We start from the raw sequence: 18,646 nt of genomic DNA on the forward strand, positions 1-18,646 counted from the left end.
GGTAACAATAAAGATGGTGAATATACACCAACTAACTGCGATGTAGGGGGATTTTACTATGAATATTCGTGAAGGTCTAATACCAACTGCATTAGGATCTGTTGTAACGACTACAGGTTACGTAATGAAACAAAATCGTGGATCAAACAAAATGATTGCAAATACCATTTTTGGTTTCGGTTTAGCACACGTAGTATTGGGCGTAATAGACCTTGTAGAGCATCGTCGTTAGGGAATAAGAAGGCCGAGCAGTGTTATATGCTCGGCCTTCTACACTTATTGAGGTTATAGAGTATGGAGATAATGTCATTGTCGCATCAACAAGCTTAAAATTAATGAGAAACAAAAAGGTAAATATCAGCAGGATTCGGGATCAAAATGTCATAGAGAGCATGTGAGTCGTGTTCCAGATTACGGAGCAAAAGGTGTGGATCTAGAGATGTAAAGGGTTTAGTAATTTAACTAATAACACTAATCGATAATTGTATCGTAGAAAATAGAGAAATAGGATGATTATCTCCAAAATTATCCTACGTAACGGTTACATTCGTTTAGGTAATTGTAATCGTTGGTCAATTGTATAGCTCATTCTTCTGTTATAGTTATTTAATAATAGGGTTCGTATTCTTTTGTAAGTTAATTATGTATGGGCTAAACGGTAAAAACTGATCAGTCTATTCATTAGCAATAGAATACACTCAATTGATAAGTTTTTGATTCCTTGATATTGTTAGCTTAATAGAACCTCAATAACACCTATCAAAAATACATATTAAAAAGGGAAGAAAAATGATCTATGGATATGCTCGGGGTAAGTATTCAAGAACAACACCTAGATTAAAGAAAAGTAGCTTTCAGGAATTAAAATAGCCAAACAAAAGGGAAAATCGAGGAAGGGTAAAAAAATATATAAATAAACATTCAGGAATGAACCATGCCCTTGAAGTACGAAAAAACAGATAAAACTGTTAAGGAGATTGGTACAATTACAAGACTCAGTCAGGCAGCGATTTATCGGAAGCTAAAGGAAATGGAAAAAGATAAGTTGTGAAAATTGGGAATTTATTCATATGTGGACCTTTTTCCTCGATTCATTTCTTTACCCCTTAAAAAGAATATTAATGGAGGTTTTAAAATGGACAAATTCATGGAACGAGCAGTAGAACTAGCGATTGAAAATGTTCGTTGTGGCGGTCAACCTTTTGGTGCAGTACTTGTCAAAAATAACAAGGTTGTAGCTGAAGGCGTGAATGAACTGCACAAAGCGTATGATGTTAGCGGGCATGCGGAATTGCTTGCTATCCGGCGCGTGCAAGAGCAAGTACAAACGAATGATCTATCAGGTTATACAATGTATGCAAGTGGGGAGCCTTGTCCGATGTGTTTATCAGCCATGTACTTTGCTGGAATCGAAAAGGTTTTTTATTGTGCATCAGTTGAGAATGCGGTTGAAGTGGGATTAGGGAAATCAAAAGATATATATGACGACTTACAAAAAACAAAAGCAGAACGCGCACTTTCGATGATACAAATGCCGTTGAAAGCAGGGCAAGAAAATCCAATGAAGCTTTGGAAAGAGCAATCATGATGTTGGAGAAATGTGGGTTTTGCAAGAATGATCAAACATTATTATAAAAGAGTGTTCTCACTGAATCAAAAGAGCGTATTTTGATGATGATTGTTATCAAAACACGCTCTTTCTTTTGGTTTGCTAATCATTAATAGTTGAACATTTTACTAGATATGCCAACCTCATCTTTTTTCAATATACACTTCTCCAAGAATTTCTTTACTTTCATAATCTTCAGCTGAAAGTTCTGTTTGTAAAAAAGAATTTACTTCGCTTTGTTCCACATCATATAGAACTTCTATTTCTTTGGAGAACAAGAGACCTTCTTTTTCAAGAGTTTTGGTTAATTCAGGAACGGGCTGTGCTTGAGGCTTTTTCGCAAGTACTTGTTCTAGTCCATTTACATAGAATTCAAGTGGACGTGCACCAACGATTTTTACCCCTTTATTCTCTTCGTTTACCATGATGATTGTTGGGAATCCGCGTACGCCAAGACTTCTAGCAAGGGCAAAGTCTTGATCTAAAAGTTTTTGTCCAGTTGGAAGTTCTGCTTCTTTCACGATAGATTCTCCGTCAAGGCCCATTTGATTGACAAGATTAATCAAAATTTGTTTTTCGCCGATATTTTGATTAAAAGCAAAAACCGCTTCTCTTGCGCGACGTAAGAAAGTCTTAGCTAGCTTCTCATCTTTTTGTTGAATGATTTTAAATACTCGAGAAGGTGGGTAGGATGATTGAATCGGATTCGTAAGGAATAATGAGCCGTCAATCGGCATACGGGAATGTTCGCCAACTTCTCTCCAGTGACCAGCTACATCTGCAGGACCACCAATCCCATTCGCTACGTCAGCAAAGCCATCCCAACTTTCTAGTAATCCACCCATTACAGTGTGGAATTTAATATACTGTCCGTACTGCTCTTCGAACTTTCGTAAAACTGGCTCAAGCGCCCAGCAATGAGAGCAGATAGGGTCTGTTACATAATAAAAGTTAATCACTTCTTGAGGTTGGTTCAAATCAATCGTTTCCATTGCGTCTTCGCCTGGGTCACCGCATACTCCTGTTTCTAAGTCACAAACCATATTATTTTTCTTCATTTTATTTTCCTCATTTCTTTATTGATTTTTATACTGTTGTGCCCACTCTTGGATCGGCACGAGGGCATTTGTCAAGGCGCGGCCTTTTTCTGTTAACTCATACGAAATACTGACGGATGAGCCAGTTTTCACTTTTTTTTCAATTAATTCATACTCGATAAGCTCGGAAAGTTTTTGCGAAAGAGCTCTAGGCGTAATATCTGTAAGATCCCTTTTTATCTCAGAAAAATGAGCTGAGCCATTTGGACAAAGGGACAAGTAATGGATAATTAACCCGTTCCACTTCTTACCTAATATTTGCATCGAAAATTCTAAATAAGGACAAATATTAATAAAATCACCTTCTTTGTATATTAAGTATATCGAGTATAAAAAATATATCAAGTGGTTTTTGTTAGATGAATGAATCAATTTTGAAAGTTAAACTGGGATCAATAAAAAGCCAACCATTCATAATAGGGTGAAAGTCAGCTTTACTTTGAGATCATTATTTAATTCAATTATCGATTTCATTTTTCTCCAGTTTATCTTTTACAAAATTGATCCAAGTTCTTGTTGCGAGAGAAATATAGCTTCCTTTTCGCCAAGCGATGCCAATTTGCCAATTTACTTGTTGATCAATGAGAGGCAGTACTTTTATCCCCTTATTCCTTACCGTTATCTCGTTCACACTGCTTTGGGGGAGGATGGTGATTCCCATATTAAATGAAACCAATTCTAGTATGAACTTCCATTGGGACGTTTCACAAATGATATTTGGTTCAAACCCTATTCTTCTGCACTCCTTCATAATTAAGTTGTGAACGGTAAATCCTTCACGAAAAATGATAAACTTTTCATTCTGTAATTCTGACCAATTTACTTGCTCCTTGTTTGCAAGCTCATGATCTTGGTGCACGAGAAGACGAAGATCCCCATTCAGAAAAGAAAAGTAGTTAAATGTTTCATCAGTAGGTAAATCGACAACAACTACATCTAGATCGCCATTAATTAAGGCCTTTTTTAAATGACTAGCACCATCCTCAACGAATTGAATGGTGATTTCAGGGTATAAATTGTATAATTTTGACATAATTCTAGTAAGAATTTCCGTTCCAACTGAGGAGTAAATCCCCATTTTAACAGTGCCTTTATGTCCGTTTTTAATATCATCCAATTCTTGGTGAAAATGTTGTAAGGATTGGGAAATTTGTTGGCCGTATTGAAAAAGTAATCGTCCTGTATCAGTAAGTTCTAACTTTCTTGTTGTCCGGACCAATAACGTTACTCCTAATTCATTTTCTAAGTCCTTTACAACGTTACTAATAGTAGGCTGAGAAATATACAAGTGTTCTGCTGCTTTTGAAAAGCTTCCATATTTGACTACTTCGGAAAAGTATTGAATTTGTCTGATTTCCATTCATTTACCTCATTTATAAATATTGCAAATATATACTATAGAAATTATGTATTTATATTATAAATTAATATTGATTATACTATACTACAAAACCAATAGTAAAAATAAGGAATGAGGTTTTAGTCTTGCAAAGAATTGCTTCATTTTGCAATTCAAATACTTTTTTTGCAAATATAAAAGAGGAGAGGTTCAATCATGGCGTTTAAAAAAGAAATGGTAGTCGGCATTTGGAGTTTAGTTTCATACGAAGTGACGGACAATGAAGGGAATAAAACATTTCCAATGGGGGAAGATTGCACAGGCTTTATTATGTATCATCCAGAAGGGTATATGTCAGCACAAATGATGAGTCCAGGACGTCCGGCATATGCATCAGGTGCGTTACATACTGGAACAAAAGAAGAGATGGCAGCTGCAGCTCAAGGTTATCTTGCTTACTGTGGCCCTTATGAAGTGGATGAAGAGAACCTCATCGTAACCCATCATATGTCAGTTAGCATGAATCCAACATGGTTGGGCGATACGCAACCACGTTATGTCAAACTTAATGGGGATTTACTTGAAATTGCGAGCCCACCCGTTATTGTGGACGGCAAACAACAAAATACGAAATTAATCTGGAAACGAGTTTAAGCAGTCTATTTAAACAATGGAGGATAAGAATCATGACAACACAAAAAGAACGTACAGTACTCGTAACAGGAGCAGCACAAGGGATTGGCTATGCCATTGCAGAATCTTTCATAAATAATGGGGACTTTGTAGCAATCTTGGATTTAAATTTAGAAGCAGCAGAAAGTGCAGCAACAAAGCTAGGAAATGCAAAGGGATATAAAGTTGATGTTGCAAACGAAGGGAATGTGAAAACTGCTATTGATCAAATCATTGCTGAACGAGGAACTGTTGATGTATTAGTTAATAATGCAGGTCTGCAACATATTTCTCCAGTAGAAGATTTCCCTTTAGAGAAATGGAATCTTTTAATCAACGTTATTTTGACTGGAACATTCTTAATGACAAAACATGTTCTTCCTACTATGAAAAAACAACAAAAAGGACGGATTATTAATATATCCTCTGCACATGGCAGAGTGCCTGATGCTTATAAATCTGCATATTGCGCTGCTAAATATGGCCAAGTAGGATTTACTCAAGTAACAGCACTAGAAACGGCACAAGACGGTATCACATGTAATACGATTATGCCTGGACCAGTACGTACAGAATTAATTGAGAAACAATTACCGAAACTAGCAGCACAGGATGGAACAACAGTAGAAGAAGCGCTAAATCACCACATCTTAGGTAAGCAATGGATGAAACGTTTACTTGAGCCTTCAGAAATTGGTGCTACAGCTGTTTTCTTAGCTTCAGACGGTGCAGCTGCAATTACGGGTGAAGGAATCGGGGTTACAGGCGGGATTTAATTTGCTTGTACCTAGCTATTTTTAGATGGATCTTGTCCGAATAGGTATAAGTGCATTTTCAGCAACTCTAGATGTATCGCTCATAGTAGATATATGTGAAGAATGACAGACAAATTAGAGGATGTCCCATAAATAAGGGTCAGATCACGCAACGCCTACATACAGTTTATAGTGTAAGTAACACTATAAACCATGTGCTGAGTGCGAGGTCAGCCCCTTCTTGGACATCCTCTTTGTGTTGTTTTAAAAGAGCTACCGGCAAAGTCTAGTAATCTTCTTGGAATGACTACAGTCCAATCTTTCAGGTCTTCTTTTCATGCATTGAAAATAAGATATAAAGATGTATATATAGAAGAAAGTAGGGTGAGCGTGATGGAAGAAGAAAAAAATCTTGATCTTGAGCATAAGTTAGATGAAGTGATTAAAAGATTAGACCAAATGGAAAAGCAGAACCAGAATCATGGAAGCATGTTTGGTCATAATGTATGGGTACTCGTACCGATTGTCGCGATTGTTATGTGGGGGTTACAAAGGATATTATAATTCCAGCGTATACGTCCATTCGATTTTGAGAGGAAATATTCACCTAAAAAACGATAGAATCATTTGGAAAAGGTTGTTCCCAAGGAGTCAGACCTCACACTTTATATACCGTTTATTGTGTCATTTAAACGATATTAAGTAGATGTGGGGTTCTGCCCCTTTCGTTATGGGACAGCCTTTTTTTGCCTTTTTGAAGGTTTTCAAAATTGTAATGTTACTTAGTTTTTGTTAACATATAATTAAGTAACATTAGGAGGAAGCCGATGGAGTATGTCGATCCGATAAAAGACATCGATAATATTATTGCAATGAAAGAAGTTTTAGAGAAGCAATCAAAGCGGGATTTATTGCTTTTTGTATTTGGGATTAACACAGGGATTAGAATTAGTGATTTACTTTCGCTTAAAGTGGCTGATATTTGGGACGGGACAAAGGTAAAAGAATTTCTCTGTCTCCGTGATGATAAGAATGATGAAGAGAAGGCATATTATATAAATAATAGCGTGAAATGTGTTTTAAACAATTACTTGGAAAGTTTAGACTTTACGAGCAGTGACTATCTTTTTAAGTCAAAAAAGAATGCACAGCCGATTACACGCCAGCAAGCGTATCGCATCATAAACCATGCAGCGAAAGAAGTGGGGATCACGGGGAAAATAGGTACACATACTCTTAGAAAAACTTTCGGATATCATGCGTATCGCAAAGGGATCGCGATTTCCATTTTAATGTCGATTTATCATCACCATTACCCAGCAGAAACCTTACGTTATTTAGGAATTGAAAAGTCTGAGGAACAACTGATAAAGGTGGATGTTAATCTGTAAAAGGTCAGAGGAGAGGACTGACGTTTTTAGATCAATCAATTAACGGCAAAAAACCCTCCACTAAAATCACCTAGCGGAGGATTGTATATCGTTATTGTTGATCGTCATATGTTTCGAGCGTCATGTCAACATTCGTTAAATCATGGATAAGGTCATCCGTAACATGAACTTGTAGCGTTTCTTTGTTTTTCATGAATTTGAAAATACCATTATTAAAATCAGTGCCATGTTCTTTGAAGAAGATTCCTTCAAATTCAACATTTTTTGTATGAATGAAGGTAACTCGGTAATAGTCTCCTTCTTTCACAAGGTATGCACGGACTCCTTTCTCAAAGTGGCCCTCTTCGTCTTTAAGCGAACGAGCAACTGAGATGATATGAAGATCGATAAATGGAATTTCACGTAATAACGAGTTAATTACGGATCCCCTTGCGATTTGTTCCCAACGGCTTTGAGCTGTTTGACCGAGAATAATCTGTGTAATATGTTTTTCCCTCGCTATTTCAGCAATTACTTTAGTAACAGGCCGTTTTTCATTATCTCTAATGATAAATGCTTCGGCGCTATGTTGATCTGCTAATTGTTTCCATCTTTCAATATAAAATGATTTTTCCGCATCCAATTCATCAAATGGTTTTGGGTCAACAGTTAGGATATAGAGTGGGCAATCAAGCATATTTGCAATTTTACAGCCACGTTGAATGAGGCGCTCTCCGTTTGGTCCATAATAAACGCAGACGAGGATGCTTTCATCCATACGCCCTTTCAATTTCTTCATTTTTAAGTTCACCTCGAGTTGATGTGAATGTAACAGGATTTTACATTCCGTTAAACTATGTATGACTATAGCTTATGGTTCATCAACAGTCAATCAAATAAAGAAAGTTCCAGGAATGCCTATTTAGGAGAGCATGTTTTAATGCAAAGGGTCAGACCCCGCAACAACTAAATCCAGTACATTTTACATGTATGAAACACTACAAATTGATTAAGAGTACGAGATCGGACCCTTATGAGACACCTGCTTCATTATATTCACAATTTTAATAAAAGGAGGGGGATTGATTGAATTGGTTACCCATTATGATATTGATTCCATTTATTTTTGCAATAGTTGTTCCACTCATTTATAAACGCTTTACACCACGCGTTCATACGGGTTGGTTTGTATTTTTTGTGCCGCTTACATTATTCATCTATCTATTACGTTATATCCCGGCTATTTCTAAGGGGGAGACCATTCATAATACGATACCGTGGATTCCGTCTGTAGGTATTAATTACACCACTTATTTGGACGGATTAGGTCTGATTTTTGGCCTTCTGATTACTGGGGTTGGCGCGCTCGTTATTCTATACTCCATTTATTACATGTCAAAACACCGCGAAGCACTTCATAACTTTTATGTTTATTTGCTTTTATTCATGGGTGCGATGCTTGGGCTTGTCTTCTCTGATAACATTCTAGTCTTATATGTTTTTTGGGAATTAACAAGTATCTCCTCGTTTTTATTAATTGCGTATTGGTCACATCGAAAAAAATCCCGTCAAGGTGCTCTAAAATCGATGCTTATCACGATATTCGGGGGGCTTGCGATGCTTAGTGGATTCATCATGCTTTCCATGATGACAAATACATATAGCATTCGTGAAATGATAACCGAAGTAGATGGCATGATTGCAAATTCTTTATTTCTTCCAGCTATGATTTTAATTCTATTAGGAGCTTTCACAAAATCTGCCCAATTTCCATTCAGTACTTGGTTACCTGATGCAATGGAAGCACCGACACCGATTAGTGCCTATTTGCATTCCGCTACGATGGTAAAAGCAGGGATTTACTTAGTTGCCCGATTTACCCCTGTTTTCGGAGGTAGCTCGGAATGGTTTTGGATTGTTTCAGGAGTAGGGATGATTACCTTACTATATGGCTCTGTAAATGCCGTAAAACAAACGGATCTAAAAGCATTATTGGCCTATTCGACGATTAGTCAATTAGGGTTGATTATGAGCTTACTTGGTTTGGGGTCCGCTGCGATGTATTTTGGACATGGCGATGAGTCAACGATGTATGCAGTGGCTGTTTTAGCCGCCATTTTTCACCTAATTAACCACGCTACCTTTAAAGGAAGTCTGTTTATGGTCGTCGGCATCATTGACCATGAAACAGGAACGCGTGACATTCGTAAATTAGGCGGTTTAATGCATCTTATGCCAATTTCCTTTACGCTTACGATTATTGGTAGTTTTTCCATGGCAGGTCTGCCTCCATTTAACGGTTTTTTGAGCAAAGAACTGTTTTTCACAGGTGTATTACAGGCCGCGCAACTGAATGTGTTTAATATGGAGACTTTCGGAATGGTTTTTCCTGTTCTTGCATGGGTAGCCAGTGTTTTCACATTCATTTATTGTATGATTCTCGTATTTAAAACATTTACAGGGAAGTATCAACCAAAGCGGCTGGAAAAGGAAGCACATGAAGCTCCAATCGGGATGCTGATTCCACCGATCATATTAGCTTCTCTTGTTATTGCCATCTTCTTTTTCCCAAATGTCGTTTCAAAGTACCTTCTTCAGCCAGCCGTCGTCGCCATCTTACCGGATTTTGCTCAAAATGGTGGCGCTCATGTACAAATTAGTGCTTGGCATGGTTGGAATACAGAGTTATTCATGACAATTGGGGTTGTCGCCTTAGGTCTATTCATGTTCATTTATTTGAAAAAATGGATCAGAATCTATGGAGTTTTTCCTCAATCGTTGACATTAGATCATCTCTATAATCAGGGAATTGAGAAAACTGAGTCTATTTCATATCGATTGACGAACCGTTATATGACGGGCTCGATCCGTGACTATTTAGTCTATATATTCACATTTATGATTCTGATGTTAGGTGGGGCTATTTGGCTGTTGAATGGTATATCCTTTGATTCTTCAAATGATGCGCCGATTAGTATGTATGAAGGTGGATTAGTAGCAGGGATGGTCATTGCTGCATGTACCGTACTTTTTTCAAAGTCAAGGATGACTTCCCTTATTGCTGTTGGTGCTCTCGGTTTTCTAGTATCCATGCTTTTCGTTATTTTCCGAGCACCGGATTTAGCACTTACTCAATTGGTCGTTGAAACTGTGACAACTGCTTTGTTTTTATTATGTTTCTATCATCTACCAGATTTCAGCAAGAATATCGGTCGAATGCGATTCAAAGCGACGAACCTCATTATTTCTATTGGAGTAGGCATGGTTGTAACTATCTTAGCGTTGTCTGTCAATGGAAACCGTCTCTTTAAACCAATTTCAAGCTATTTTGAGGACTCGTATGAGCTTGCTGGTGCTAGAAACATCGTAAACGCAATCCTGGTTGATTTCCGTGGATTTGACACAATGCTGGAAATTTCCGTTCTGTGTATCGCAGGTCTAGGAGTGTACACATTAATAAAGCTTCGATTAACAGGGAGGGATAAGGAATGAAGAAGCCAAATGATGTCATTTTACATTCAGTTACAAAAGTGGCTGTCGTGATTATCCTGACATTCTCTATTGATCTTTTCTTCGCTGGTCATCATGACCCTGGTGGAGGATTTATAGGAGGACTTGGTTTTGCGTCAGCCTTGACTCTGCTACTTTTGGCTTTTGATATTGAATGGGTTCGTGAAAACATTCCAATCGATTTTAAGGTGGTTACAGCAAGTGGAGTATTAATTGCTGTACTTACTGGTCTAGGCAGTTTGGTTTTCGATGCCCCATTTTTAAGTCAAACATTCAATTATTTCAACTTGCCTATTTTCGGGAAGACTGAACTTGCCACCGCCGTTATTTTTGATTTTGGAGTGGCATTGGCTGTCATCGGAACAGCTGTCACGATTATTATGAGTATTGCGGAGGATCGATAAGATGGAAACATTAATGTCTATCCTTGTTGGACTATTATTTTCAATAGGCACGTATTTAATATTGTCGAAAACTTTGTTAAGGATCGTATTAGGAGCATCCATTATCAGTCATGGGGTCAATTTACTCATTCTTACGATGGGCGGATTAAAGAAAGGGGGTCTCCCGCTATTAGGTGAGAATAACCTTTCTTATACAGATGCCTTACCCCAGGCGTTAATTCTAACAGCGATCGTCATTAATTTTGCCGTGACTGCACTTTTTTTAGTGCTATGTTATCGCACGTATCAAGTTGTAGGCACGGATGATTCGGAGCAAATGAGAGGTAATGAAGATGAATAATATTGTACTACTGCCAATTATTATCCCGTTAATTACTGGGATGATTATGGTTATCTTTCGGAAAAATATCCGGTTTCAACGGGCTTTTAGTGTCTTTGCCATTTTAGCAACTGGAGGGGTATCGGTTTTTCTGATGGCGCAAATTAGAACGAAGGGAATTCAAACCCTTCAGTTAGGTGGATGGCAGGCTCCTTTTGGGATTAGCATGGTGGCAGATATGTTTTCCGCTTTGCTTCTTCTCACAACAAGTTTCGTTTCGTTATGTTGTTTACTATTTGCTTTCCGTTCCATTGGGAAAGAGCGAGAAGCGTCATATTTTTACCCGATGTTTTTATTCCTTATTACAGGGGTTAATGGCTCCTTTTTAACTGGAGATTTATTTAACTTATACGTTTGTTTTGAAGTGATGTTGATTTCGTCTTATGTTCTTATCTCCTTAGGGGGAACGAAAAAACAGTTACGGGAGTCGATTAAATATGTCCTGACAAATATCGTTTCGTCCTTCCTTTTTCTGGTGGCGATTGCGTATTTATATGCGATGACAGGGACTTTAAACCTTGCTCATCTGTCTGTGCGTATTGCTGAGGCAGGACAAGATGGACTCATGACAACCGTTGCGATTTTGTTTTTAATTGTATTTAGTATGAAAGCTGCTCTCTTCCTATTCTTTTGGCTGCCTGGCTCTTATAGTGCCCCGCCAACTGCCATTGCTGCTCTTTTTGCAGGATTACTAACAAAAGTAGGGATATATGCTTTATTTCGTATGTTCACGCTTGTATTTTATCATGAGCCGCAAATCACTCATTTAATTATTGGGGTTTTAGGTGCATTGACGATGTTGTTAGGCGCCATCGGAGCCATTGCTTATTGGGATATTAAAAAAATCCTTACGTATAACGTCATGGTAGGGGTAGGGTTTATTATGGCAGGTTTGGCATCCTTTACGCCAGTGGCTATGGCTGGCTCCATTTCCTATCTAATTCATGACATGATTATTAAAGCCCTTATCTTCCTTATTGGTGGAACGATGATTCATCTTACTGGAACGAGTAAGCTCAAAGAAATCAGTGGACTCATAGGCACACATTCATATTTAGGCTGGATGTTCTTTATCGCCGCACTATCACTTTCAGGGATTCCGCCATTGAGTGGTTTTCTTGGCAAAGTTTTTATTACACAAGGGACGTTTGAAACAGGGTACTATTGGCTCGGTGCAATGGGTCTCATTACGAGCTTAATGGTATTGTTTTCTATCATGAAAATCTTTATGAACGGCTTTTGGGGTGAAACCTATTTAAGTCAAGAGATGGAAAAAGGGACAACGAAAGGATTGATGTTCCCTATTGGCCTTCTAACGGTTGCGACCATTGCTTTAGGAGTAGGGGCAGAGGGGATTTTTGAGTATGTGAATCTTGCAGCTGAAAGTTTAATGAACCCGAAGCTTTATATCGAAGCGGTATTTCGGGGAAATGTAATGCCTTAGGATAAGTCAGTTATTGCTTGGGAAACGATCTGAAATGACGTAGGCAACCTAATTTGTCTGTCCGTATTGAGCGTCTAGCTTACTGTGAAAAAGATGATTGCGTAAATTTGGTAAAGACACCTTTAGAGTTTGATCGCTATTTTCCTCGTAAGCTACCAAAGGCGCGTTGATAGTATATATCGAGATAAAGCTACAATTCATATAGTTTGCCTGTCAAAAGCTTGTCCTGTATTTTTTGAAATGATTGAAAGGGGTGAATGAATATGCCTTTCCAAGTATTAATCAATCTATTTATTGCTCTATTATGGATGTTTCTTCAAGATGAATGGAGCGTGTTAACTTTTTTTAGCGGCTATTTAGTTGGGTTGCTTATTCTTTTTCTGATGCGTCGTTTTTTTCCTCACACCTTTTATTTGATTACTTTTCTTTCTATTTTGAAATTATTTCTCGTCTTCATTCGAGAATTGATTACGTCAAGTGTACTTGTGATTCGACAAGTGATACGGCCGAGGATCAATATTACCCCGGGAATTTTCTCTTTGAAAACGGAATTAGAAGGGGATTTGGAAGTTACTCTACTCGCTTTACTCCTGACTTTAACCCCAGGTTCTGTTGTGGTTGAAATTTCTTCGGATTCGAAGGTATTTTACATTCATGCGATGGACATTCCAGAATCTAGCGATGCCGTTATTAAGTCGAGTAAAGTATTTGAGAAGGCCATTAAGGATGTGACTCGTAAATGTTCAAATTAATCTTGATGATTTCTTTATTTTTCTTGACCCTTTCTATGATAGTTGCTCTTTACCGGGTAATAAAAGGGCCTTCCATGCCTGACCGGGTTCAGGCGTTAGATACAATAAGCATTAGCTTAATTGGGGGTGTGGCCATTTGTTCTGTTTTGTTTCATACTCATGCCTTACTAGAAATCATCTTGATACTCGGTATTCTTTCGTTTGTCGGAACGATAGCTTTTGCAAGATTTATCGAAAGAGGTGTTGTCATTGAACGCAAACGTATCAAGTGAAGTCATTGCTGCTGTCCTTATTTTGGTCGGTACGCTTTTTAGCTTTCTTAGCGCAGTCGGCTTAATTCGATTACCTGATGTGTATACCCGTTCACATGCAGCGTCCAAAAGTTCAACTCTCGGTGTCCTTTGTACGCTACTCGGGACATTACTTTATTTCTGGATAACGGATGGATATTTCAGTATCCGCTTGATTTTGGGTATTTTCTTTGTGTTCCTAACTGCTCCGGTTGCGGCTCATCTTATTTGCCGAGCTGCTTATCGCTCAAATGTAGAGCTGGCAAAAGAAAGTGTTCAGGATGATTTGAAAGAAGTTTTAGAGAGAGACTAATTGCTTATTTAGGAGGGATATTCATGGCAGAAATCAAATATGAAATCAAAGAAAATATCGGTTCCATTTCGCAATCTCCAAAAGGATGGAACAAAGAACTCAATCTGATTAGCTGGAACGGCAAAGAACCCAAATTTGATCTACGAGATTGGGCACCTGAACATGAAAAAATGGGGAAGGGGCTCACTTTAACATTGGATGAGGTCAGAGCGTTAAGAGATTTGTTGAATGGTCTGGAGTTGTAGCTTTCAATCTTTATATGCTAAGGAAAATTTGAGGCGGTATTAGTAGAAGTGGTTGGAGCGGAAAATGCGTATAATTGGGTAATGGATTTGTTTAGCGGGATGCTCCTATAGAAGAACGACCCTGCATCTATAGGCAAGAAGTTCAAGGGAATCTAGGATGAATGAACTTACTGAATACTTAAAAATTCAGGGTCAGCGATTGCTCTCCCTGAATTTTTTTAGGAATTCTAATCTAATGATGGCTACACACGGTACCAATTCTGTGTTTACTTATTTGATTGAAAGTCGATATGCCTTTACGATGATTCCATCATCAGCTGGTTGAAAATCAAACTGAGGCAGTCTTTCAAACCCCATACGTTCATACAGCCGCATAGCACCTTCCATGAAATCAGCAGTATGTAAACCGATGTGTTGAGAACCATTTACCTTGGCCTGCTTAATACATTCATGGATTAATGCCGAGGCAACGCCTTTGTTTCTTGCCTGAGGTGAGACGGCAAGCATTCTTATTTCCGGATAATCTAACATATCGACAAGACCTTTATAGGCATCAAGTTTAGCTGGAAACAAAGCAACACTTCCTACTATTTCTCCGTTAAGGTCAGCTACTAAACATTCTACCCCTAGTTGTGCATCGGCATCCGATGTTACCGATTGTTTTAGTGCGAACCAATGACTTTCTGGAACACTTTGTGAATGTTCTTCATATGCTTGTACTCTTTGTTTTCGAATCCAATCTAATTCACTTTCTAAAGCTTTGCGGATTTTCATCACAAGCATCCCCTTTTGAATTTTATGTATTTTTAACCTGATTTTCCCTTGTTACATTCATACTATTTTAGCATGGATAGTAAAGGTATATGAAGAAAGACGTGTTTCTTAAAATCATGTTCCAATACTCTAATTCTAGTCGGATGCGCACACGTTATCAGTTGAAAGTGAAAGAGGTATTCATTAATGGAATTCACTATGTTTTACATAAGAAGATGCTTACAAGGGTAACACTTTCGTTATTGGCCCTTTTTTATCTACACTTTTCCCCGATATTCCCTTCAATTTATCCTCATACTTGTCGCCAATTTAGCTAATAATAAACAATAATCAACCGGCAGAACGAACAGATATTGAGGATGTGAATTTAGATGGACTTTTTCCAGAGCCAGGAATCACTTACCGAAATACAGTGGATCTTAAGGGCTATTGTCTCTTTCTTCTTTTTACTCTTAGTTGCAAAATTGATGGGGCAACGATCCCTTTCTCAGTTACGTTTACTTGATTTTGTTATGGCATTAATAATTGGCAATATTATTGCTCACCCTTTGTCTGATCCAGAACTAGATTTGAAAGGGTCATTGACTACGATTACCGTATTAGTCTTTTTGTATTTAATTGGTGTATTTGCCAGCCTTAAATGGAGTATGTTTCGGAAATTTGTTGAAAGCTCCCCAATTCCTCTTATTAAAGATGGACAAATTATGTATAAAGGTTTGTCTAAGGCTAGGATATCTCTCGACGTACTATTATCTGAATTAAGGAAGGAGAAGATCGAAGCACCTGAAAAAATTTCACTGGCATTATGGGAACCAGATGGTACTATTTCTTTTTTTATTAACCCCCAACATCAAGCTGTAACCCCCTCGGATTTACAATTAGTAACAAAAGCCTTTCATTATCCTAGTACAATTATTAAAGAAGGGAAAATGGACCTCAATGAATTAAAACGAACCGGCAAAGATGAATTATGGCTGACCAATGAAATTAAGAATACATACAATCTGGGAGTAAAAGAAATCTTACTAGCAACAATGGACCACAACTATCATATAAAAATCTTTTTATACGTCAAATAGTATGAACTCTAAAGGAGAAGAGAGGGTGTCCCAAACGATGGGACACCCTCTCTTAAAATTACTCGTCTTTATTATCTGGATCTGTCATATCTTTCGGATCTTCAATTGGATCTTCTGGATCTGGGGCATTATCATTTTCATCATCTTTAAGCATGTTATCATTTTTATCCACGCCTGGGGCTGTGCCGTTATCCTGATCATTCAAATCATTTGTATCATTTACATTTTCATCTACTGGAGCTGGAGTCTTCACATTATTTTCTGGTGGAGGTGGCTCCTGATTATTATTGCATCCCGTCATCAATATTACGGATAAAGATACCCCTGCTAACATAAGAAGCCATTTGTTATACATGATTATACCCCTTTCGAATTTATTCTCTACTATAGTTCCTAAAACTAAAGGAATATATTCAGCAAAAAGAGAGGGAGAAGAAATTAGTGTAAATAAAGGCATGATCCTTTAATATTGGAAAGGACTCAGCTTTTATATTGATTTTTTTCACAAACGTTCATCGCATTTTGCAAGGAAATAATCTCCTTTTGTATTTTGGAAAATCCATTTATATCAGGAACGTCCTTTTCTACGTATGGGCGATGATATTCTGCGGTTTGTGCCAAGGTTTCTAAAATATAAAGAAATTGGGCAAGTTTTTCTTCAGAAAGAACAGGCCGATCCAAGTCTTTCAAGGAAGAGTCTAGTAAGTATCCCAACTGATCGATGGAAAATATCACGGGCCAGAGAAACTCTAAAGCTTTTTTATTGCTTGGACGCTCACCTAAAGCAGTCGTATATACTGTTCTTAAATTGGTTAGATTGGTATGCATTTTAATATGTACTCGGCTTTTTTCAAAATGAAAATCTTTTCTTTGTTCAGAAAACAACATGAGTAAGAACTGTGCTTGGCTTCTAATCGTTTTTGCGATTAAATGAGGGAGCAGACCAGAAGCAGATGTCCGGCCTACTAGTAGTACCCCTAGAAGACCAATCAGACAGCCAATTATAATATCGATAATACGTGTTGTAGCGAAAAATGGCATGTTATGCATCTGAGTCGTGCTTTCTGCCATCACTAACGCGTTTGGGGTGATAAACATCGTAGCAAGGGCATAATTACGTACAATAAAAAGTTCGGTAAGGAATGTTAAAAGCAGGATGATCATGCTGATAAAAAATCCTTCTGGGTGAATCGAAAGAATGAGACTCGCTATTACAACGCCAATAATGGTGCCAACTGACCTTTGTATGGCACGGAGGAAGGTACTCATAATGGTCGAACCTAACAAGACTGAAGCACAGGAAAGTGGCACCCAATAAGATCGATTAAACTCAAATGCGTAGGCAATCAGAGCTGCAATCGTAAGAATAATTCCGTACTTGACAGCTGTTAGAAAGACAATCGAAGTTTTGTCAAAAGCACCTAAAAAAACGGTCTTTACGGACTGTTTTGTAATTTGAATTTCGCGATTAATCTTGGACATTGGTTCATTCATGATCGCATCCGCATTATAAACGCTTGTGAATAAATGGTCCACGGCTTCATCATCCTGATCTGGTTGCAGAATTCTATCAGGGGTGCTTTTCTTATTAGCTTCAATAGAGCTTGTTAGAGCCCTAACGGATTCACCTAATTCTGACGGGAGTTTCTTATTTTTTTCTACTGATCGGTCAAGAACTTCCAAATAAATGCTACTTGCATGTTCATTTAATAAGTACAACCGTTTATAGAAATCAGAGCTCTGCCAAGAGATATACCCTGCTATAAGTGTATGGCTTGCCTCTTTCATCGCTACCACCGTTTTTTCTCTAGCGTCATTAAATGTTTCCGTACCGACTGAATCGAGGAAAGAAGCCAATTCACGATAGACTCGTTTTACAGCCGTTGTTTCTGGTCCATGTGGATTGAAAAACCAGCCGGCCATAGCAATCAGCCATGATAAAGTCCCACCAAGAAAAATAAGACCAGCACGCAGTGGAGCAAGCGATGGATCTATCGGCATTCCTGTCGTCATGGCAAAACCTAAAACTAAAAAAACTGCGGCAGGTCCTGGGATTTTTAAGGTTCCAAAAATAAAAGTTGCAATCGCTCCAATACCACCTATCATTAACGCTGACAAAATGGGGTAAGGGGCGACAAGTGTTCCTAAAAAAACGGCAAAAGTAAGGAAAAGCAGAACAGAAAGTAGTTTTTTCGCTCTTTGTGCATAGGGTTCATTAAAAACATACAGGTATGTGAAGCCGCCGATTCCTGCCAACAAGCCGTATTGAAAGTTCCCTAGTATCAAGCCAATCAAACTAGGTAAGGCTGCACATAGTCCAGCACAAAACGCCTTTGTCCACGGAAGAGGATTTTTTTTAATCTCAAATGCTTGTTTAATCGTCGTAACGAGCGAATTTGATTCAGGAGAAGGATTGATTTTTTCATTTTTGGCCATGATGAAGCCTCCTTACCTTCATTGGTAGTTATGTTTAATCTTCCCTTGTTTCTACACTTTCTATGTGTCTAGAAATAAGTCCTGAAAAAGATAAAAAGAAACTTAAGTAAAAACTTCAAGAAGCACTCTTTATTTTTGGAATTTTGCTATTATGGGGTTAGGTTAATTACTTTTATTT

22 protein-coding genes and 1 pseudogene are annotated in these 18,646 nt (G+C 38.0%); 16 read left to right on the forward strand and 7 right to left on the reverse strand.

All coding sequences use genetic code 11. The features are described from left to right. Positions 1 to 58: 58 nt before the first annotated feature. The 3 genes and pseudogenes from JNUCC23_RS04700 (at position 59) to JNUCC23_RS04710 (ending at position 1,588) form a co-directional block, all read left to right on the forward strand. Positions 59 to 232 carry a hypothetical protein gene (locus JNUCC23_RS04700; RefSeq protein WP_062183774.1) on the forward strand — a complete coding sequence of 58 codons (174 nt, stop codon included), beginning with the start codon at positions 59 to 61 and terminating at the stop codon, positions 230 to 232. A gap of 622 nt (positions 233 to 854) precedes the next feature. Continuing rightward, a pseudogene (locus tag JNUCC23_RS04705) lies at positions 855 to 1,051 on the forward strand (recombinase family protein); the annotation flags it as partial. Between the two features lie 84 nt (positions 1,052 to 1,135). Continuing rightward, positions 1,136 to 1,588: a nucleoside deaminase gene (locus tag JNUCC23_RS04710; RefSeq protein WP_062183771.1), complete on the forward strand. Its 453-nt coding sequence runs from the start codon at positions 1,136 to 1,138 to the stop codon at positions 1,586 to 1,588. A gap of 164 nt (positions 1,589 to 1,752) precedes the next feature. Here the strand turns inward: JNUCC23_RS04710 and JNUCC23_RS04715 are convergent, their stop codons facing one another. The 3 genes from JNUCC23_RS04715 to JNUCC23_RS04725 form a co-directional block, all read right to left on the reverse strand. Continuing rightward, positions 1,753 to 2,667: a DsbA family protein gene (locus tag JNUCC23_RS04715; protein WP_454214582.1), complete on the reverse strand. Its 915-nt coding sequence runs from the start codon at positions 2,665 to 2,667 to the stop codon at positions 1,753 to 1,755. 18 nt (positions 2,668 to 2,685) lie between these two features. Beyond that, complete coding sequence (locus JNUCC23_RS04720) at positions 2,686 to 3,000, reverse strand: winged helix-turn-helix transcriptional regulator (protein ID WP_454215986.1); 315 nt, start codon at positions 2,998 to 3,000, stop codon at positions 2,686 to 2,688. Between the two features lie 163 nt (positions 3,001 to 3,163). After that, positions 3,164 to 4,066 (reverse strand): LysR family transcriptional regulator, encoded by a 903-nt coding sequence (locus JNUCC23_RS04725; protein ID WP_454214584.1) that lies wholly within the window; start codon positions 4,064 to 4,066, stop codon positions 3,164 to 3,166. Positions 4,067 to 4,261: 195 nt separating this feature from the next. Here JNUCC23_RS04725 and JNUCC23_RS04730 point away from each other — a divergent pair, with 195 nt between their 5' ends. The 4 genes from JNUCC23_RS04730 to JNUCC23_RS04745 all read left to right on the forward strand — a co-directional run bounded on the left by JNUCC23_RS04730 (position 4,262) and on the right by JNUCC23_RS04745 (position 6,863). Continuing rightward, positions 4,262 to 4,699 (forward strand): lipocalin-like domain-containing protein, encoded by a 438-nt coding sequence (locus JNUCC23_RS04730; protein ID WP_454214586.1) that lies wholly within the window; start codon positions 4,262 to 4,264, stop codon positions 4,697 to 4,699. A 32-nt stretch (positions 4,700 to 4,731) separates the two neighbouring features. Then, positions 4,732 to 5,493, forward strand: a complete 762-nt coding sequence (locus JNUCC23_RS04735) for a 3-hydroxybutyrate dehydrogenase (RefSeq protein WP_454214588.1) — start codon at positions 4,732 to 4,734, stop codon at positions 5,491 to 5,493. Between the two features lie 372 nt (positions 5,494 to 5,865). After that, positions 5,866 to 6,036 (forward strand): hypothetical protein, encoded by a 171-nt coding sequence (locus JNUCC23_RS04740; protein WP_454214590.1) that lies wholly within the window; start codon positions 5,866 to 5,868, stop codon positions 6,034 to 6,036. 263 nt (positions 6,037 to 6,299) lie between these two features. Further along, positions 6,300 to 6,863 carry a tyrosine-type recombinase/integrase gene (locus JNUCC23_RS04745; RefSeq protein ID WP_403074238.1) on the forward strand — a complete coding sequence of 188 codons (564 nt, stop codon included), beginning with the start codon at positions 6,300 to 6,302 and terminating at the stop codon, positions 6,861 to 6,863. 91 nt (positions 6,864 to 6,954) lie between these two features. Here the strand turns inward: JNUCC23_RS04745 and JNUCC23_RS04750 are convergent, their stop codons facing one another. Then, positions 6,955 to 7,641 (reverse strand): universal stress protein, encoded by a 687-nt coding sequence (locus tag JNUCC23_RS04750; RefSeq protein WP_403074236.1) that lies wholly within the window; start codon positions 7,639 to 7,641, stop codon positions 6,955 to 6,957. A 305-nt stretch (positions 7,642 to 7,946) separates the two neighbouring features. On the opposite strand from JNUCC23_RS04750, the gene JNUCC23_RS04755 reads away from it, so the two are divergent. The 8 genes from JNUCC23_RS04755 (at position 7,947) to JNUCC23_RS04790 (ending at position 14,179) form a co-directional block, all read left to right on the forward strand. Beyond that, positions 7,947 to 10,334: a Na+/H+ antiporter subunit A gene (locus tag JNUCC23_RS04755; RefSeq protein WP_454215987.1), complete on the forward strand. Its 2,388-nt coding sequence runs from the start codon at positions 7,947 to 7,949 to the stop codon at positions 10,332 to 10,334. Next, positions 10,331 to 10,756, forward strand: coding sequence for a Na(+)/H(+) antiporter subunit B (locus JNUCC23_RS04760; protein WP_403074234.1), 426 nt, complete (start codon positions 10,331 to 10,333; stop codon positions 10,754 to 10,756). Before JNUCC23_RS04755 ends, JNUCC23_RS04760 begins: the two co-directional genes overlap by 4 nt. A gap of 1 nt (position 10,757) precedes the next feature. Next, positions 10,758 to 11,096 carry a Na(+)/H(+) antiporter subunit C gene (locus JNUCC23_RS04765; RefSeq protein ID WP_454214592.1) on the forward strand — a complete coding sequence of 113 codons (339 nt, stop codon included), beginning with the start codon at positions 10,758 to 10,760 and terminating at the stop codon, positions 11,094 to 11,096. Further along, on the forward strand, positions 11,089 to 12,579 hold the full coding sequence (locus JNUCC23_RS04770) for a Na+/H+ antiporter subunit D (RefSeq protein ID WP_062183737.1): 1,491 nt from the start codon (positions 11,089 to 11,091) through the stop codon (positions 12,577 to 12,579). Before JNUCC23_RS04765 ends, JNUCC23_RS04770 begins: the two co-directional genes overlap by 8 nt. Positions 12,580 to 12,842: 263 nt before the next feature. After that, positions 12,843 to 13,331: a Na+/H+ antiporter subunit E gene (locus tag JNUCC23_RS04775; protein ID WP_062183734.1), complete on the forward strand. Its 489-nt coding sequence runs from the start codon at positions 12,843 to 12,845 to the stop codon at positions 13,329 to 13,331. Beyond that, positions 13,319 to 13,603, forward strand: coding sequence for a Na(+)/H(+) antiporter subunit F1 (locus JNUCC23_RS04780; protein WP_062183731.1), 285 nt, complete (start codon positions 13,319 to 13,321; stop codon positions 13,601 to 13,603). Before JNUCC23_RS04775 ends, JNUCC23_RS04780 begins: the two co-directional genes overlap by 13 nt. Continuing rightward, complete coding sequence (locus JNUCC23_RS04785; RefSeq protein WP_062183727.1) at positions 13,581 to 13,934, forward strand: Na+/H+ antiporter subunit G; 354 nt, start codon at positions 13,581 to 13,583, stop codon at positions 13,932 to 13,934. The genes JNUCC23_RS04780 and JNUCC23_RS04785 overlap by 23 nt, the downstream gene beginning before the upstream one ends. A 23-nt stretch (positions 13,935 to 13,957) precedes the next feature. Next, complete coding sequence (locus JNUCC23_RS04790) at positions 13,958 to 14,179, forward strand: YdbC family protein (protein WP_403074228.1); 222 nt, start codon at positions 13,958 to 13,960, stop codon at positions 14,177 to 14,179. A gap of 270 nt (positions 14,180 to 14,449) precedes the next feature. Here JNUCC23_RS04790 and JNUCC23_RS04795 read toward each other — a convergent pair whose 3' ends face one another. Next, positions 14,450 to 14,953: a GNAT family N-acetyltransferase gene (locus tag JNUCC23_RS04795; RefSeq protein WP_403074226.1), complete on the reverse strand. Its 504-nt coding sequence runs from the start codon at positions 14,951 to 14,953 to the stop codon at positions 14,450 to 14,452. A gap of 371 nt (positions 14,954 to 15,324) precedes the next feature. Here JNUCC23_RS04795 and JNUCC23_RS04800 point away from each other — a divergent pair, with 371 nt between their 5' ends. Beyond that, on the forward strand, positions 15,325 to 16,032 hold the full coding sequence (locus JNUCC23_RS04800) for a DUF421 domain-containing protein (protein WP_454214595.1): 708 nt from the start codon (positions 15,325 to 15,327) through the stop codon (positions 16,030 to 16,032). Between the two features lie 58 nt (positions 16,033 to 16,090). On the opposite strand, the gene JNUCC23_RS04805 is transcribed toward JNUCC23_RS04800, so the two are convergent. Both JNUCC23_RS04805 and JNUCC23_RS04810 read right to left on the reverse strand, forming a co-directional pair. After that, entirely contained in the window at positions 16,091 to 16,387 is a 297-nt protein-coding gene (locus JNUCC23_RS04805) for a hypothetical protein (protein ID WP_403074222.1), read from the reverse strand. A gap of 125 nt (positions 16,388 to 16,512) precedes the next feature. After that, positions 16,513 to 18,468, reverse strand: a complete 1,956-nt coding sequence (locus tag JNUCC23_RS04810) for an FUSC family protein (RefSeq protein WP_454214597.1) — start codon at positions 18,466 to 18,468, stop codon at positions 16,513 to 16,515. Positions 18,469 to 18,646 lie beyond the last annotated feature (178 nt).

The organism is Peribacillus sp. JNUCC 23, assembly GCF_053653995.1.

Excerpts from the sequence above, each read along its gene's own strand:
- JNUCC23_RS04700 (WP_062183774.1), top strand. The coding sequence starts at position 59 with ATGAATATTCGTGAAGGTCTAATACCAACTGCATTAGGATCTGTTGTA.
- JNUCC23_RS04710 (WP_062183771.1), top strand. The coding sequence starts at position 1,136 with ATGGACAAATTCATGGAACGAGCAGTAGAACTAGCGATTGAAAATGTT.
- JNUCC23_RS04715 (WP_454214582.1), bottom strand. The coding sequence starts at position 2,667 with ATGAAGAAAAATAATATGGTTTGTGACTTAGAAACAGGAGTATGCGGT.
- JNUCC23_RS04725 (WP_454214584.1), bottom strand. The coding sequence starts at position 4,066 with ATGGAAATCAGACAAATTCAATACTTTTCCGAAGTAGTCAAATATGGA.
- JNUCC23_RS04730 (WP_454214586.1), top strand. The coding sequence starts at position 4,262 with ATGGCGTTTAAAAAAGAAATGGTAGTCGGCATTTGGAGTTTAGTTTCA.
- JNUCC23_RS04735 (WP_454214588.1), top strand. The coding sequence starts at position 4,732 with ATGACAACACAAAAAGAACGTACAGTACTCGTAACAGGAGCAGCACAA.
- JNUCC23_RS04740 (WP_454214590.1), top strand. The coding sequence starts at position 5,866 with ATGGAAGAAGAAAAAAATCTTGATCTTGAGCATAAGTTAGATGAAGTG.
- JNUCC23_RS04745 (WP_403074238.1), top strand. The coding sequence starts at position 6,300 with ATGGAGTATGTCGATCCGATAAAAGACATCGATAATATTATTGCAATG.
- JNUCC23_RS04750 (WP_403074236.1), bottom strand. The coding sequence starts at position 7,641 with ATGAAGAAATTGAAAGGGCGTATGGATGAAAGCATCCTCGTCTGCGTT.
- JNUCC23_RS04755 (WP_454215987.1), top strand. The coding sequence starts at position 7,947 with ATGATATTGATTCCATTTATTTTTGCAATAGTTGTTCCACTCATTTAT.
- JNUCC23_RS04760 (WP_403074234.1), top strand. The coding sequence starts at position 10,331 with ATGAAGAAGCCAAATGATGTCATTTTACATTCAGTTACAAAAGTGGCT.
- JNUCC23_RS04765 (WP_454214592.1), top strand. The coding sequence starts at position 10,758 with ATGGAAACATTAATGTCTATCCTTGTTGGACTATTATTTTCAATAGGC.
- JNUCC23_RS04770 (WP_062183737.1), top strand. The coding sequence starts at position 11,089 with ATGAATAATATTGTACTACTGCCAATTATTATCCCGTTAATTACTGGG.
- JNUCC23_RS04775 (WP_062183734.1), top strand. The coding sequence starts at position 12,843 with ATGCCTTTCCAAGTATTAATCAATCTATTTATTGCTCTATTATGGATG.
- JNUCC23_RS04780 (WP_062183731.1), top strand. The coding sequence starts at position 13,319 with ATGTTCAAATTAATCTTGATGATTTCTTTATTTTTCTTGACCCTTTCT.
- JNUCC23_RS04790 (WP_403074228.1), top strand. The coding sequence starts at position 13,958 with ATGGCAGAAATCAAATATGAAATCAAAGAAAATATCGGTTCCATTTCG.
- JNUCC23_RS04795 (WP_403074226.1), bottom strand. The coding sequence starts at position 14,953 with ATGAAAATCCGCAAAGCTTTAGAAAGTGAATTAGATTGGATTCGAAAA.
- JNUCC23_RS04800 (WP_454214595.1), top strand. The coding sequence starts at position 15,325 with ATGGACTTTTTCCAGAGCCAGGAATCACTTACCGAAATACAGTGGATC.
- JNUCC23_RS04805 (WP_403074222.1), bottom strand. The coding sequence starts at position 16,387 with ATGTATAACAAATGGCTTCTTATGTTAGCAGGGGTATCTTTATCCGTA.
- JNUCC23_RS04810 (WP_454214597.1), bottom strand. The coding sequence starts at position 18,468 with ATGGCCAAAAATGAAAAAATCAATCCTTCTCCTGAATCAAATTCGCTC.